Raw genomic sequence first — 13,455 nt, forward strand, 5'->3', positions numbered from 1 at the left:
ACAGCGAAGTGTCTGACGAATGAAAAAACCGTAATGTTGAAAAAGAACCGAGGACGGATATGAAAATCGGTTATTTTTCAATGAGATTACGAATTCTCTCTTCTTCGTCCGCGCTCAGTTTTTCCGGCCGCTCCTGGGTGGCGCGCCGACGCGAAAAAACGAGGATGGCGAATATTCCCGCAAGCGCCAGAACGATGGGCGCGCCCCACAAAAGTGCGGTGCGCAGGCTGAAACGCGGTTTCAGCAGCACGAATTCGCCATAACGAGACACGACGTAGTCGACTACAGCCTGATCGCTATCGCCTGCCACCAGCCTGTCCCGCACCAGAACGCGCAGGTCCCGTGCCAGTTCGGCATTGCTGTCATCGATCGACTGGTTCTGACAGACCATGCAGCGCAGTTGAGACGTTAGATTGCGGGCGCGCTGTTCCAGTGCGGGGTCTTTCAGCACCTCGTCCGGGTTGAAGGCGAAGGCCGGCCATGACGTAAACATGAGAACGAGAAGGAGCGTGAGCCCCGCCACAACCTCCCTCATTCCGCCGCCTCCGGCATCGCGGCCGTTTTTGCCGGCTTCGCCTTGCGGCTCGGTGCGCCCACCCTCAACCGTCTGTCGGAGAGCGATATCAAACCGCCGGCCATCATGAACAGCGTGCCGCCCCAGATGCACAGGATGAAGGGTTTCCACCAGATGCGCACTACCATGCCGCCATCCGCCATCGGGTCACCGAGCGAGACGTAGAGCTGGCTGAGGCCGAACGTCAAAATGCCCGCTTCCGTGGTCGGCATTCGCCGTGCGGTGTAGAGCCGCTTGGAGGACCAGACGTCGGCCACTTCCACACCCGCCTTGCGTATGGTGAAATGGCCGCGATCCTCGGTAAAATTAGGGCCGACGGCATGGCGGATGCCATCGAAGGTGAGACTGTAGCCGCCCGCCTTCGCCTCCATGCCCTGCTTCATTTCAAGAACGGTTTCGGTCTCGAAGGTGGTGACGGTGACGATGCCGAGCACGGTGATGCCAAGCCCCATATGGGCAAGTGCGGCGCCGAAGGCCGAACGCGGCAGGCCCTTGAGGCGTCGAAAAGCGATGCCGAAGGCCAGTTTGCCGAAATTGGCCCGATACCAGAGATCGGCAAGCGCCCCGAAGATCAGCCAGAAACCGGCTGCGATGCCAAGTGCGGCGAGCACCGGGCCGCCGTTCTCCACGTACCAGAGCGTCAGCCCGGCAAGGGCTGCAATGGCGGCCGCCACATAAAGCCGCTGGAAAGCGCCGAGAAGATCGCCGCGCTTCCAGGCGAGCATCGGCCCGAAGGGCGTGACGATCAGGACCGGGATCATCAGGAGGCCAAAGGTGAGGTTGAAGAACGGCGCGCCGACCGAGATTTTTTCGCCTGTCAGCGTTTCGAGAATGAGCGGATAGAGCGTGCCGATCAGTACTGTTGCGGTCGAGACCGTCAGGATCAGATTGTTGAGGACCAGCGCCCCTTCGCGTGAGATCGGCGCGAACAATCCACCCACCTTCAGCGAGGGCGCCCGCCATGCGAACAGCGCGAAAGCTCCGCCGATGAAAACGGTAAGGATGCCGAGAATGAAGATGCCGCGGCTCGGATCGGTGGCGAAGGCGTGCACGGAGGTCAAGACGCCGGAGCGCACGAGGAAGGTGCCGAGCAGCGACAGCGAAAAGGTCATGATCGCCAGAAGCACGGTCCAGATTTTCAGCGCTTCGCGCTTTTCCATGACGAGTGCCGAATGCAGCAGTGCGGTGCCCGCAAGCCATGGCATGAAGGAGGCGTTTTCAACCGGATCCCAGAACCACCAGCCGCCCCAGCCGAGTTCGTAATAGGCCCAGTAAGATCCCATGGAGATACCTGCCGTCAGGAAGGTCCATGCGGCGAGCGTCCACGGCCTTACCCAGCGCGCCCAGGCCGCATCGATCCGGCCCTCCAGAAGTGCAGCGACGGCGAAGGAGAAACAGACGGAAAAGCCGACATAACCGAGATAAAGCAGCGGCGGATGTATGGCGAGGCCGAAGTCCTGAAGGACAGGGTTCAGGTCCTGCCCTTCGGCCGGCACCCGCTCCAGACGCATGAACGGATTGGAGGTGAGCAGGATGAACAGCAGGAACGCGACGGAAATCCAGGCCTGCACGGACAGCACATTGGCTTTCAGCGTTTCCGGCAGGTTGCGACCGAAGACGGCAACGAGCGCGCTGAAAAACACCAGGATCAGCAGCCACAACAGCATGGAGCCCTCATGGTTGCCCCAGACGCCGGTCAACTTGTAGAGCATCGGCATCAGCGAATGGGAGTTTTCCCAGACGTTGCGCACGGAGAAATCCGAGACCGCATAGGCCCGCGTCAGCGCCGCAAAGGACAAGGCCACGAGCAGGAACATCACGACGGAGCCGAGCGAGGCAATATCCATCAGCGCCCGGTCGTTGCGGCGCGCGCCGATCACCGGCAGCGTCGAGACGATCAGCCCCACGGCGAGTGCCAGAACCAGAACGTAGTGGCCGATCTCATTGATCATTTTATCGCTCCGGTCTTGTCGGCTGAAGCCCCCGCAGGAGAAGGCGCTGCGCCGGAAGGTTGCCCGCCCTCTCCGGTGTTCTGCCACAGGCCCTTGTCTTTCAGCCGGTCGGCCACTTCCTTCGGCATGTAGTTTTCGTCATGCTTGGCCAGAACGCTGTCGGCAACAAAGCCATGGGTCGCGGCATCGAAAACGCCTTCCGTCACCACGCCCTGCCCCTCGCGGAAAAGATCGGGCAGAATGCCGGTATAGCTGACGGGCACGTTTGCTTCACCGTCAGTCACTGTGAAGCTCACCGTGCGGCCCTCCCCGCGCTTGACGGAGCCTTCCGCCACCAGCCCACCAAGGCGGATGCGGGTGCCAGGATTGACCGGCGTCTTCTCCAGATCGGCCGGCATGTAGAAATAGGCTATGGACTGGCCGAAGGCGAACATGACGAGCAGCACGGCCGCGACGATGAAGCTCATGCCGCCGCCGATGATTGCGAGCCGTTTCTGTTTGCGGGTCATTGCGTCACTCCCTGCGGCATCGCGCGCCCTTGCCCGTCCATGCGAACGGGTCCGGCGGAAACTCCCAATTCCTTCGCCAGCGCCAGTAGCTGCTTACCCTCTTCGCCCTCAGGCGGGAAAACCTGCAAACCGGCTCTCAGTGCCTCGCCCGCCTTCGCTGCATTGTTCAAGACGGAGTAGGCGCGCACGAGGCGCATCCAGCCTTCGAAATCACCGGGATTTTCCTTGAGCTTGGCGTCGAGGCTCGCCACCATGCCCTCGATCATCGCCTGCCGGTCGGCGGGCGTCATGTCTTTCGCTGCCGCCACGTCGCCTGCGGTCGGGCCGGGCGCTGCCTCGCCGCCGGTTCTGGCGATATGTTCCCGCACCAGCGGCAACCATGGCGCACCGGCTGGTGCATCCGCCGCCAGTGCTGCAAAGGCCGCACGTGCCTCCTGCGCCTTGCCCGCCTGCTCCAGCGACAGCGCCAGATAAAAGCGGGCGCGTGGATTGCCGGGTTTCAGCCGCTCGGCTTCGGCAAAGGCCTCACGCGCAGCCTCGATGACGATGCCGTCATTGCTCGCCACCAGTGTTTCGCCAAGTCCCGTCAGCCGTTCTGTGCTCGGCCCTTGCAGACGAAGCGCGTTGCGATAGGCAAGCTCGGCATCGCCAAGCCGCATCGTCTTGAAATAGATCGGCGCCAGGATATCCCAGCCTGCACCGTCGTCGGGGTTTTCGGCTAGGTGCCGCTCGGCACGGGCGACCAGAAGGTTCATGTCGTTACCGGGTTGCTCCAGACGTGCCTCGAGCGGCATGTCCGGCACTTCCGGACTTCCCTTCCAGATGTAAAGACAGAGGCCAAGTGCAGGCAGCAAAACGGTAATCAGGGTTACGGCGAGATTGTGCCGCAGCGGCCGGGCGCTGCTTTCAGCGTCTTGACGGGTATCGGCTGCGGCAAGCAGCCGGCGGCCGATTTCGGCGCGGGCATATTCCGCCTCCGTCTCGCCGATCAGGCCAGCGGCACGCTCGCGGTCCAGTTCGGCAAGCTGGTCGCGATAGACTGCAACCTCGCCGTCGCGGCGCGTCTGCGACACCTCGGTCTTCCGCATCAGCGGGTACATCAGGACGATGGCGACAGCCGCCGTCAATATCGCAACGACAATCCAGAACATAAGGCTCAATTACTCGAATGCACGGCACATGGAAACATGAAGCGCGGAGATGACGCGAATTTGAGACATCACGCCGCACCGCCCGGCGTCCAGGTGCACCGCTATAGCCCTTCCTGTCACTCGGAAAGGTCCATGACCTTGATTTACGTCAAAGGAGACCAGCTGCCATCGGCATTGCGACAGGCCGCACCGCGAACCCGGGTTTCCTTTTCATCGACAGTCAGCGTGTGGGAATATTGCCGGCAATTCTGGTTGCCCACCTGATAGGGCGCATTGGCAACCACCTGGCCGCTGGCATCGTCGCCGGTCCATGTCACCGGCGTACCGACCGGGGCGGTTTCCAGTGCGCGATATTCGGCCTCCAGCGCTTTGGTGCGGTCGCCCTTTTCGAGCTGCAGACCGCTTCGTCCGACAATGCCGCCCTGCATGTTGGCAAGGAACGGTGTTGAAGGTTGTGCCGAACCGCCGAACAGGCTGCCACCGGCCGAGCGGGTGCCCGTGGTGGTGCAGGCGCTCAGCATCGATACGCACAGGATCGAGAGAAGTGCCGGGCGTGACACCAGCGAACGCATCGTCACGGAGCGGCAGCCATCATACACGTCAATCAAACCCTGTCCTCTTTTCCTTACCGCACCGCGCGTTATATATCGGCATTGAATTTCTTGCCTTTTTTCTTGCCTCACGCAAGCTCTTTCGAGAGGCCAGGCAAAATCAGATCGGCTTTCAGGCCACCTATCCCGCTGCGCGAGAGGGAAAAGTGGCCATGGTACTCAGACACCACTTCGGAAACGATCGACAATCCGAGGCCGGTGCCAGGACGGCTTTCGTCCAGCCGCCTGCCGCGCTTCATCGCTTCGCTTATCTGCCCGGGCTCCAGCCCCGGCCCGTCATCCTCCACGATCAACTCCACCCATGAGCGCCGGCCCATTTCGGGGTCGGAGGACGGGTGAGTGCCGGTCGCAAGCGTGACGACGACTTTGGTCTGTGCAAAACGCGCGGCATTCTCGAGAAGATTGCCGACGATCTCCTCCAGATCCTGCTGTTCCATGCCCAGCACCGCCCCCGGATGCTCGAAATTCAGCTCGAACTGCTTGTCGGGGTTGAGGCGGCGCATGACGCGCACCAGCCGTTCCAGCGCCGGCTCCGCTTCCACACGGGCAAGAATCGAGCCGCGCTGGGCGGCAATGCGGGCGCGCGAAAGATAAGACTGCACCTGCGCCTGCATGGCGTCAGCCTGCGCGCGCACCAGATCGCCATGCTGCGGCTCCAGCGTGCGGGCCTCGTTCAGCAGCACGGCAATCGGCGTTTTCAGCGAATGTGCGAGATTGCCGACCTGCATGCGGGCGCGCTCGACGATGCGCCGGTTGCTGTCGATCAGCGCATTGACTTCGTTCGCCAATGGCTGGATTTCGCGCGGGAATTCGCCTTCGAGGCTTTCCGCCTCCCCGCCCCTGATCTTTCCGAGCGCCAGACGGGCCTGATCGAGCGGCCGCAGACTGTAGAGAATCGCAAGGCCATTGACGACCAGACTGCCGACACCGAAGACGGCGAGCGCCAGATAAAGGCTGTTGGAGAAATTGCGCACATCGTCTTCAACGACGTTGAGGTTGCCGGAAACGCGGAAACGCGCCGCGCGGCCCTCACCATCCAGCACGACTTCCGTTTCCGCCACCCGCACCTTGTTGCCCGCCTCGTCGGTCACGGCATAAAAACGCTCGTATCTGTTATCGAAGGGAGCATCGATAATGCTCGGCACCGGCAAGGACGCGACGCCGAGCGAAGAGGAGACCAGCGGTGCCGTCTGGAAATTGCCGAGCGGCTCCACCACCCAGTACCAGCCGGTATCGGGCTGCGAGAACCGGAGATCGCCGAGCTGCGGGCTGCCGGCCAGCGTATTCTCGTTCGAAATCGTCACGGAATTAATGACGTTATAAAGCTGCGCCCGCAGAAGATCGGTGAAGCTGCGCTCCACGCCCTGCCGGTAGAGCGTCGAGATCACGACGGCAATGACCACCAGCGCCAGCGCCGACCAGGCGGAGGCGAGAAGAAGAACGCGGGCGGTAAGAGAGCTACTTCGCATCTGCCGGCGCTTGCATCCGGTAACCGAGGCCACGGATGGTCTCGATCAGATCAACCCCGAGCTTCTTGCGCAAACGTCCGACAAACACCTCGATCGTGTTGGAATCCCTGTCGAAATCCTGATCGTACATATGTTCGACCAGCTCCGTGCGCGAGACGACCTCGCCCATGTGATGCATGAGATAGGAAAGCAGGCGGAACTCATGCGAGGTGAGCTTCAGCGTCACGCCGTTGACCGTTGCCTTGGAGGATTTGGTATCGAGTTTGACCGGTCCGCAGACGAGTTCGGAGGAAGCGTGGCCAGCGGCGCGGCGGATGAGCGCACGCACGCGGGCAAGAACTTCTTCCACATGGAAGGGCTTGGTCACGTAATCGTCGGCACCGGCATCGATGCCCGCCACCTTGTCGCTCCAGCGGTCACGGGCGGTGAGAATGAGGACCGGCATGGCCTTGCCCGCCGCGCGCCATTTCTCGACGACGGTGATGCCGTCCATCTGCGGCAGGCCGATATCGAGAACGATCGCGTCATAGGGTTCGGTATCGCCGAGATAATGGCCTTCCTCGCCGTCAAATGCCTGATCGACAACATAACCGGCTTCTTTCAGCGCGTCGGTCAGCTGACGATTGAGATTGGCATCGTCCTCAACCACGAGAATACGCATTATCCGCCCTTTCCTTACGTCCCGGCCCGCGCGCGCGTCGCCGGTCATGCTAACTGTGTCGGATTGTTTTCCGATATTTCGGCGATGCGGGCAAGGCTACATCGGCACGCGCATCGTTACCTTGCGCGGGCGCTCGCCATTACCCTGGACGAGAACGGTAACTACACAGGACTGACCGTCACCGGAGGGATAGACCGAAAGAAGCTGGCCACCGGTTTCGCGCACCACGCGGGCAACGGCCGCGCCGCAATCGCTTGCAGCCAGAATGTAATGGCCCTGCAAATCAGCCTCGGGCGCCGTGAAACCGGAAAGCCCGGCTGCAAGCGTCGCGATGATGAGAGGTGATGCCATTGCACAAATCTTCCAAAAAAATCGGCTGCGTCTCGAACCGTATTGTGACCGAATATGTAGCGCAAAGCGTCTGAATGGCAAATGAATGCCGCCCCCGACGCCACGACGCACGGCGGGGACGGTATGGGCGCTACTGGCGTCAGCGGATGGCACGGGTTGCCGAAAGGCGGCCGTAAAGTGCGACGAGGCCGCCAATTCCGCCCGCAACGGTCACCAGTCCCTCCGCCAGCTCGCCGTGCAGGCCGGCGGGAAGATCAAGACCAGCGACGCTGAAAAGCGGTGCGAAAACCGCAACCAGGGCGCCCCAGATAGTGCGCGATTGATACCATGCCTTGGTACTATCCATAATCTCGTCCTTTGCGTTGTTTTTCAGGTGGTTGTCAGAGTGGGAGAACGGCGTGCGCCGCCACTCCCAGAGGCACCGCGCGGCCGAGCTGACGGACACGCACGGAAATGTGATCCCGCAAGGTCGGGAAATCTGTGAGTTCGCCCGCTTTGGGGTACAGCCAGAAGGGTTCGGAGACCTCTGCCGTGCGTCGAACGGCCTCGCGATCCAGCACCTCCACGCGGTAACGCTCGAACGGCTCTTCCAGCGGTATCTCGCTCGCGTCCCAGCCATCGGCCTCCATCCGGCCTCGGCGCACCCAGCGCAGCAAAATGCCGTCCCTGCGTCGCTCGGCCGCAAGATGCACCGGCGCGAGCGGCGTTTCAGCCCGCAAGCCACCCTCGAAGACAAAAGGACCGGCGGGGGCGCCCGCCATTCCCGCAGCCTCGACGATCCAGTTCAGCCGCCGTCCGCGTTCGGTCGCGGCAAGACCGAGCGGCTGCACCGCCGCGTCCAGCACCACAACAGGGGCGCCCACCGGCGCGCCAATGGCCAACGCATCTTCCGTGCCGCCAAGCCCACGCAACAAAGCGGAAAGCCGCCAGCGCGCGGGCGCAATTTCCTCTGCGCGCGCGAAAGCGATGATCTCCCAAACACCGTTTGCGGCCCTCACCGCCATGCGGTTCTCGCCGTTCAGCACCGAAAGCTCCGTGGCCGAGGAAAGCTCGCCGGATGGCAGATCGATCAGGATGGTGTTTTGCCGGTCGAAACGGCCGGAGGGGCCTGATGTCAGCGGCATGGCCAACGTGCCGATCATCGCGGGCCGGTCAAGCACGGCGCGCTGCCGGTAGCCCTCCGTGCCGGCGGAGGACGAAACGACGATTGGCCGCCATGGCCGTGCAAAAACGGCAATCTGCGCCGAATTTTCAGACGCTGTGCCGTCATGGCGCGGCAGGTCGAGAAACAGCACCTCCGGGGCAAAACCTTCCGCGCCCTTTGCCACGCCAACACGACGCTCATCCACAGCGCCCGAAAAAGCAGCGGATGCGGCGGAAAAGGCGCGCGCCTCCACCTGCCGTACAGTACCGTCCTCAATCCGGCTGACCAGGAACCTCCCTGCCGGAACCTCCGAAAACACATTCTGCGGGAGACGGATGCAATCGCCGGGTTCCAGAGCGATATCTGCGGGCGGCAACGCAAAACGCAGCGTGCGCTGCGCCTGCCTGTTGTCACGCAACAGGGCCTCAGCCGCGACTTCCGCTATTTCCGCCGGGAGTGCCGCGTTAAGGTCGAGCCGCATGACGCGGCTGCCGGCATTGTCGATACGGCGCGAACGCACGCTCGCCTGCTCGTAGTCCAGCGCCGGATTGAACGAGGTCAGCACGGCCTCTGCGGCGAAATCGCTGTCATGGCCGCGATTTTCCGACCACAGCGGTTCGTCGTCCAGATCGGCCAGCACGGCAGCGTCACGCACGGGCAGAACCGCCGTATTGCGAGAGCGGAAGCGCAGGGTTCCGCCGTCCTCGGCCACATCCACCTGAAACGCCGCCATCAGCGGCTCCAGGAGGTTGCGGGCCGAGGTCACGTCGCCCTGCACATATCCCGTCAGATCGCCACTGACGGCGGAGACGTCGAAGCCGGAAAAGCCATGGTCCGTCAGGATCGCGGCGATGGTATCGGCAAGTGTGGCAGTCCCAAGCCGGCCGTTCAGCCAATGGCCGGTACGCCAGTTGGCCCCATCGCTCCAGGCCGCGCCGTTCTGCGGAAAGGCGGGGAACGGCCGCGCATCCCAGGTCCACATATAGACGCGGTTATGATCCACCATCGCCGCATCCCCCTTCCCCCTCCAGTGGTCGAGATGCGCCTCCAGAAACCGTCGCTGCTGGCTGTCGGCGCGGCTTCTGCGGGAAAAATAGGGATAAGCGTTTTCCGCCGATTTCGGATCGGGAAAGACATTCGGGCGCGTCGCACTCTTGTCCACCGCCGGGCAGCCGAGCTCGGTGAACCAGATCGGTTTCGACCCCGGCACCCATGCGGTTGGCGTCAATTTCTCAGCACCGCGCACCCGGTCAAAATGGACATTCCGCCACCAGCTTCGCAGGTCCTTGTAGCGGAATACCCACGGCTTGCCCTTGAGACCATCGGTGATGGGCGTGCGCCGCCGCGCCGCGCGGTCGGCATCGCTGGCGTAATACCAGTCGAAACCCTCGCCCGCCGTGATGGCACGACGGAAGGCGTTAGCATCGTCCGGGCCGCTCATACCATCAGGATTGCCGTTTGCGGCATCCTCGTCGCGCCAGTCGGAAAGCGGCATATAGTTGTCGATGCCGATGGCATCGATATCAGGGCTTGCCCACAGCGGATCTAGATTGAAGAACACGTCGCCGGAACCGTCCGCCGGCTGATAGCCGAAATATTCGCTCCAGTCCGCGCCATAGGTCAGTTTCGTTGCCGACCCGACAACGGCGCGCACATCCGCCGCCAGCCGCACCAGTTCCTCTACGAAAGGAAAGGCGTCGTTATGGTCGCGCAGGCTTGTCAGCCCGCGCAGCTCCGAGCCGATCAGGAAGGCATCCACCCCACCCGCCTGCGCCACCAGCACCGCATAATGCAGCACCATGCGGCGATACCCCTCAGTGCGGTTGCAAAAGGTGCAAATCTCCGTGCGCGTGCCTGCACTGCGGTCGGGCGAACCTGCCAGGCCCGGCGCCGGAAAACAGGTGATGCGTCCGCGCCAGCCATAGGCGCCCTGCTCGCCTTTGCCGTAGGGGTCCGGCAGGCCGTTGCCAGCTGGCACATCCATCATCACGAATGGATAAAGGCAGACCTTCAGACCACGCGCCTTGAGGTCGGCTATCGCCTGCACAACGCTTTGATCATCCGGCGTGCCACCATAGGCCGGGCCGCCGCCGTGATGGCTGACGAGATGCGCTTGCCCACGCGAAACACCGGCGACGGACCATGCCGCACTTTCCCTGTCGCGACCTGCCACTTCCACACCCGGCAGAATGCGGCATTCGCCCGCGCGCATGTCGGTGCCGAACCAGCTCACTACCAGCGCCACGCTTTGCAGATTGGGGCACAGCGCCTGCAATTCGTCGATCGCGGCCTGCCAGTCGGTCAAGGCCGTCAGGCAATTGCGGTTCATGATGCGACTTTCGCCCATGCCGGTGCGTTCCGAAACCTGCGCCGTGGCGTAACCGTGTTCCGTCGCACCGGGAATGACGGTGATGGCACGGATGGCTTTTTCCAGCCGGCCGACCGGTCGCACCACCTCGAACTGCATCAGCGGAATGCGGTTGCCATAGCTGTCAAGCGGCAGGCGTTCGAACACCACATAGGCCAACCCGCGAAAGGCGGGTGCATTGCCTGCGGCCTGTTTTGCCTCGATCAGCGGATCCGGTAATTGCGTCTCGCTGCCGGGATAAAAGCGCATCTCGATGGCGCTCAGGTCCAGTTCCCGCCCATCGGCCCAGACGCGCCGCACCATGGCCGCCTCGCCCTCGCACAGCCCGACGGCGAGATTGGCGAAATAGCGGAAGGTCTCGACCTTCGGGCCGCGATTGCCCTTGCCGCCACGACGCGTCACCTCGACGCTTTCCTCAAAGCGCGTCGCCCAGATCAGCGTACCGCCGATCCTCGCCGTGCCGTAAAGCCGGTTGATGGCCGCGCCTTCGTCCGCACCCGGAATACGCGCTGTGGAAAGCCGGGCGCCGGACACCGTCCGCCCGTTCGAAAGGAGCGCGCGGTCGACGGCATTGCCCGCCAGCGCGCCAGCCGCGCGGCCGATGATGGCACCCACGGGGCCGAAAACGCCGCCGAGTGCTGCACCCGCCGCCTGAAAGAGAATGGTCGCCATGGTCGCCTCGAAAAATGTCAGGGTTCGGGAAAACGGAAGACGCCGGCAATACGTCGCTTCCAGCCGGGCACCAGCGCCGAGCGCACCACTGCCACCTGTTCATAGGCATGGATGAAATGCTGCGGCACGGCGAGGATGCCGAGATGTTTCGCCGCTGCATCGGCCCGCCAGCGGAACAGCAGCAGGTCGCCCGGCATCGCCTCTTCCATATCAGGCACCGCCGAAAAATAACGTGTGGCTGCCTCCAGCAGCCGGTCCTCGCCGCCCCGCTCGGCCCAATCTGGTGCGTAGGGCGGCGGCAGTTCCGGTTCCTCGCCGTAAAGCGAGCGCCAGATGCCCCTGACAAGGCCGAGGCAATCGCAGCCAACGCCTTGCAACGACGCCTGATGCCGGTAGGGCGTGCCGATCCAGCCTTGCGCGAGCGCCAGCACTTTTTCTGAGGTACTGCTCATGGAAACAGCGCCTTGCCGTCATGGGTCTGGCCGCCGCTGGCGTAGGAATAGGCGAAATCCGCCCCCGGCAGATGCGGAAAGCCACGAAAGTTCAGGTGATTGGCGAATTTCGCCTTGCAGGTCGCAAAACTCTTGTCGCAACCGGCGATGACGGAAAAAACATCACCCGGCTGCGGCGGTTGCTCCGGAGCGAGCCAAAAGGACAGAAGCGTGCCGCCATCGCGTTTCTCGTGGCCGTCGAGATCGAAACCCTTGCCGGCAAGTTGGCCGCTCAGAAACTGCAATTTCCCACGGCTGAAGAAACCATCGGCGAAAGCGTCCAGCCCTGTCACCAGCAGGTTGCCCGCCGCCTCCATGCCTGCAACGCTGCCGGTGCCGGTAAATCGCTTGAGATCGACGCCGCATCGCCGATCACCAAGGGCGGCATCGCAGCGCCGCCCATAGACCCTGCCCTGCGGCTGGGAAAGACGATGGGCGATGCTGCGCAGCTCGGCACGAAACGCTCCGCCCGCCCGTGTCACCTCGCCGATTTCGCGCATGTTCAGCAGCACATGCTGTTCCGGCACCTGCCAGTTGACGAGGTAGAGCGCCACCTGCGCACCATCGAAACGTCCGGCGGCCAGATCGCTTTCGGAAATCGCCTCACTGGAAAAGCCGCCCGTCACTTCGCCCGCACTCGCGCCAAGTCCGGCCTCGCTGTCGCTGTCACTCGCACCAAACCCGCTTGCGGCCAGATAGGCGGTACCGGCGAAGGAAAGGGTCTCGTCATGGTCGGTAAAACCGATGACCTCGCCGTCCTTCAGCGTCACTTTCCAGCAATGGCAGGTGGTCGTGGCCTCGCCCGCCAGATGTTGGGCCAAAGCGGCAGGAATGGTCTTCATGGCAGGATTTCCATCAATGGAATGGAGGGAATGCGGCCCGCCTCGAAGGCGGTGAGGTTCACGTCGATGCGGTCGATTGCAAATCGCACCGGCACGTCGAATTCGAAACCGGCCCGGATTGCGGCACCGGCAGGCGGCGCCTTACCGGCGCGAAACGTCACCGTACCGGTCGCATGGTCGACCGAAAAATCCGACAAGACGGCTTTCACCCCATCGACTGAGATGATGACCGAAGCCTCGACCGGCTTCTCCACTCGCCGGGTGAAAGAACCGCCCGCATCGGTATAAGTCTTCACCAGCTGAAAAGCCGTCGTCGTGCCGTCACCGGTGCCAATCTTCTGGTCGCTTGCAGCAGGTGTCTGGCCCGGCGGACATGATTTGAAATCCACCGGGTCGCGAAACCGAAAACCATGGAGTTCACCGCGCCGCGCCTCGAAAAAGGACAGCACCTCGTAAAGATCGGCAACGGAGCGAATGCCCGATCCTGCGTCATAGGCGCGTCTGGCATTCTTCCAACGCTGGTTGCGGTTCTCCCGCCCATTGGAAAGGTTGACGATATCGGTTCTCCTTACCGGCCCGCCGCTCACGCCAAGCGCCAGCCTCAGCGGAAACCGCACTTCATGAAATGCCGCCATGTCGTTGTTCCTGGATTCGTTTTGA

At 62.8% G+C, this 13,455-nt stretch carries 13 protein-coding genes; all 13 read right to left on the reverse strand.

What is annotated here, in order from left to right; genetic code table 11:
* Positions 1-70 precede the first annotated feature (70 nt).
* Complete coding sequence (locus ACQZ6D_RS13010; protein WP_025592862.1) at positions 71-535, reverse strand: cytochrome c-type biogenesis protein; 465 nt, start codon at positions 533-535, stop codon at positions 71-73.
* Positions 532-2,526: a heme lyase CcmF/NrfE family subunit gene (locus ACQZ6D_RS13015; RefSeq protein WP_448729766.1), complete on the reverse strand. Its 1,995-nt coding sequence runs from the start codon at positions 2,524-2,526 to the stop codon at positions 532-534. Before ACQZ6D_RS13015 ends, ACQZ6D_RS13010 begins: the two co-directional genes overlap by 4 nt.
* The gene (ccmE, locus tag ACQZ6D_RS13020; RefSeq protein WP_003512141.1) at positions 2,523-3,035 is read right to left on the reverse strand and encodes a cytochrome c maturation protein CcmE; all 513 of its coding nucleotides are present in this window, start codon (positions 3,033-3,035) and stop codon (positions 2,523-2,525) included. The genes ACQZ6D_RS13015 and ccmE overlap by 4 nt, the downstream gene beginning before the upstream one ends.
* Positions 3,032-4,186: a c-type cytochrome biogenesis protein CcmI gene (gene ccmI / locus ACQZ6D_RS13025; protein ID WP_019564067.1), complete on the reverse strand. Its 1,155-nt coding sequence runs from the start codon at positions 4,184-4,186 to the stop codon at positions 3,032-3,034. Before ccmI ends, ccmE begins: the two co-directional genes overlap by 4 nt.
* A 143-nt stretch (positions 4,187-4,329) precedes the next feature.
* Positions 4,330-4,758 (reverse strand): membrane protein, encoded by a 429-nt coding sequence (locus tag ACQZ6D_RS13030; protein ID WP_025592860.1) that lies wholly within the window; start codon positions 4,756-4,758, stop codon positions 4,330-4,332.
* A gap of 107 nt (positions 4,759-4,865) precedes the next feature.
* A complete protein-coding gene (locus ACQZ6D_RS13035) occupies positions 4,866-6,266 on the reverse strand; it encodes a sensor histidine kinase (RefSeq protein WP_003512137.1) in 1,401 nt (466 codons plus the stop codon).
* Positions 6,256-6,927 carry a response regulator transcription factor gene (locus ACQZ6D_RS13040; RefSeq protein WP_003512135.1) on the reverse strand — a complete coding sequence of 224 codons (672 nt, stop codon included), beginning with the start codon at positions 6,925-6,927 and terminating at the stop codon, positions 6,256-6,258. The genes ACQZ6D_RS13035 and ACQZ6D_RS13040 overlap by 11 nt, the downstream gene beginning before the upstream one ends.
* A 96-nt stretch (positions 6,928-7,023) precedes the next feature.
* On the reverse strand, positions 7,024-7,278 hold the full coding sequence (locus ACQZ6D_RS13045; RefSeq protein ID WP_003497070.1) for a hypothetical protein: 255 nt from the start codon (positions 7,276-7,278) through the stop codon (positions 7,024-7,026).
* Between the two features lie 139 nt (positions 7,279-7,417).
* Positions 7,418-7,624 carry a hypothetical protein gene (locus tag ACQZ6D_RS13050; RefSeq protein WP_019564069.1) on the reverse strand — a complete coding sequence of 69 codons (207 nt, stop codon included), beginning with the start codon at positions 7,622-7,624 and terminating at the stop codon, positions 7,418-7,420.
* Positions 7,625-7,658: 34 nt separating this feature from the next.
* Positions 7,659-11,462, reverse strand: coding sequence for a baseplate multidomain protein megatron (locus ACQZ6D_RS13055; RefSeq protein ID WP_448729767.1), 3,804 nt, complete (start codon positions 11,460-11,462; stop codon positions 7,659-7,661).
* A gap of 17 nt (positions 11,463-11,479) precedes the next feature.
* Positions 11,480-11,914 carry a C40 family peptidase gene (locus tag ACQZ6D_RS13060; protein ID WP_145166353.1) on the reverse strand — a complete coding sequence of 145 codons (435 nt, stop codon included), beginning with the start codon at positions 11,912-11,914 and terminating at the stop codon, positions 11,480-11,482.
* A complete protein-coding gene (locus tag ACQZ6D_RS13065) occupies positions 11,911-12,795 on the reverse strand; it encodes a DUF2163 domain-containing protein (protein WP_448729768.1) in 885 nt (294 codons plus the stop codon). The genes ACQZ6D_RS13060 and ACQZ6D_RS13065 overlap by 4 nt, the downstream gene beginning before the upstream one ends.
* On the reverse strand, positions 12,792-13,430 hold the full coding sequence (locus tag ACQZ6D_RS13070; protein WP_448729769.1) for a phage distal tail protein, Rcc01695 family: 639 nt from the start codon (positions 13,428-13,430) through the stop codon (positions 12,792-12,794). The genes ACQZ6D_RS13065 and ACQZ6D_RS13070 overlap by 4 nt, the downstream gene beginning before the upstream one ends.
* Positions 13,431-13,455 lie beyond the last annotated feature (25 nt).

This window comes from Agrobacterium sp. 22-3639C2 (assembly GCF_053522105.1).

Coding starts and splice junctions, on each gene's coding strand:
- ACQZ6D_RS13065 (WP_448729768.1), bottom strand. CDS start 12,795: ATGAAGACCATTCCTGCCGCTTTGGCCCAACATCTGGCGGGCGAGGCC.
- ccmI (WP_019564067.1), bottom strand. CDS start 4,186: ATGTTCTGGATTGTCGTTGCGATATTGACGGCGGCTGTCGCCATCGTC.
- ACQZ6D_RS13055 (WP_448729767.1), bottom strand. CDS start 11,462: ATGGCGACCATTCTCTTTCAGGCGGCGGGTGCAGCACTCGGCGGCGTT.
- ccmE (WP_003512141.1), bottom strand. CDS start 3,035: ATGACCCGCAAACAGAAACGGCTCGCAATCATCGGCGGCGGCATGAGC.
- ACQZ6D_RS13060 (WP_145166353.1), bottom strand. CDS start 11,914: ATGAGCAGTACCTCAGAAAAAGTGCTGGCGCTCGCGCAAGGCTGGATC.
- ACQZ6D_RS13015 (WP_448729766.1), bottom strand. CDS start 2,526: ATGATCAATGAGATCGGCCACTACGTTCTGGTTCTGGCACTCGCCGTG.
- ACQZ6D_RS13040 (WP_003512135.1), bottom strand. CDS start 6,927: ATGCGTATTCTCGTGGTTGAGGACGATGCCAATCTCAATCGTCAGCTG.
- ACQZ6D_RS13010 (WP_025592862.1), bottom strand. CDS start 535: ATGAGGGAGGTTGTGGCGGGGCTCACGCTCCTTCTCGTTCTCATGTTT.
- ACQZ6D_RS13050 (WP_019564069.1), bottom strand. CDS start 7,624: ATGGATAGTACCAAGGCATGGTATCAATCGCGCACTATCTGGGGCGCC.
- ACQZ6D_RS13070 (WP_448729769.1), bottom strand. CDS start 13,430: ATGGCGGCATTTCATGAAGTGCGGTTTCCGCTGAGGCTGGCGCTTGGC.
- ACQZ6D_RS13035 (WP_003512137.1), bottom strand. CDS start 6,266: ATGCGAAGTAGCTCTCTTACCGCCCGCGTTCTTCTTCTCGCCTCCGCC.
- ACQZ6D_RS13045 (WP_003497070.1), bottom strand. CDS start 7,278: ATGGCATCACCTCTCATCATCGCGACGCTTGCAGCCGGGCTTTCCGGT.
- ACQZ6D_RS13030 (WP_025592860.1), bottom strand. CDS start 4,758: ATGCGTTCGCTGGTGTCACGCCCGGCACTTCTCTCGATCCTGTGCGTA.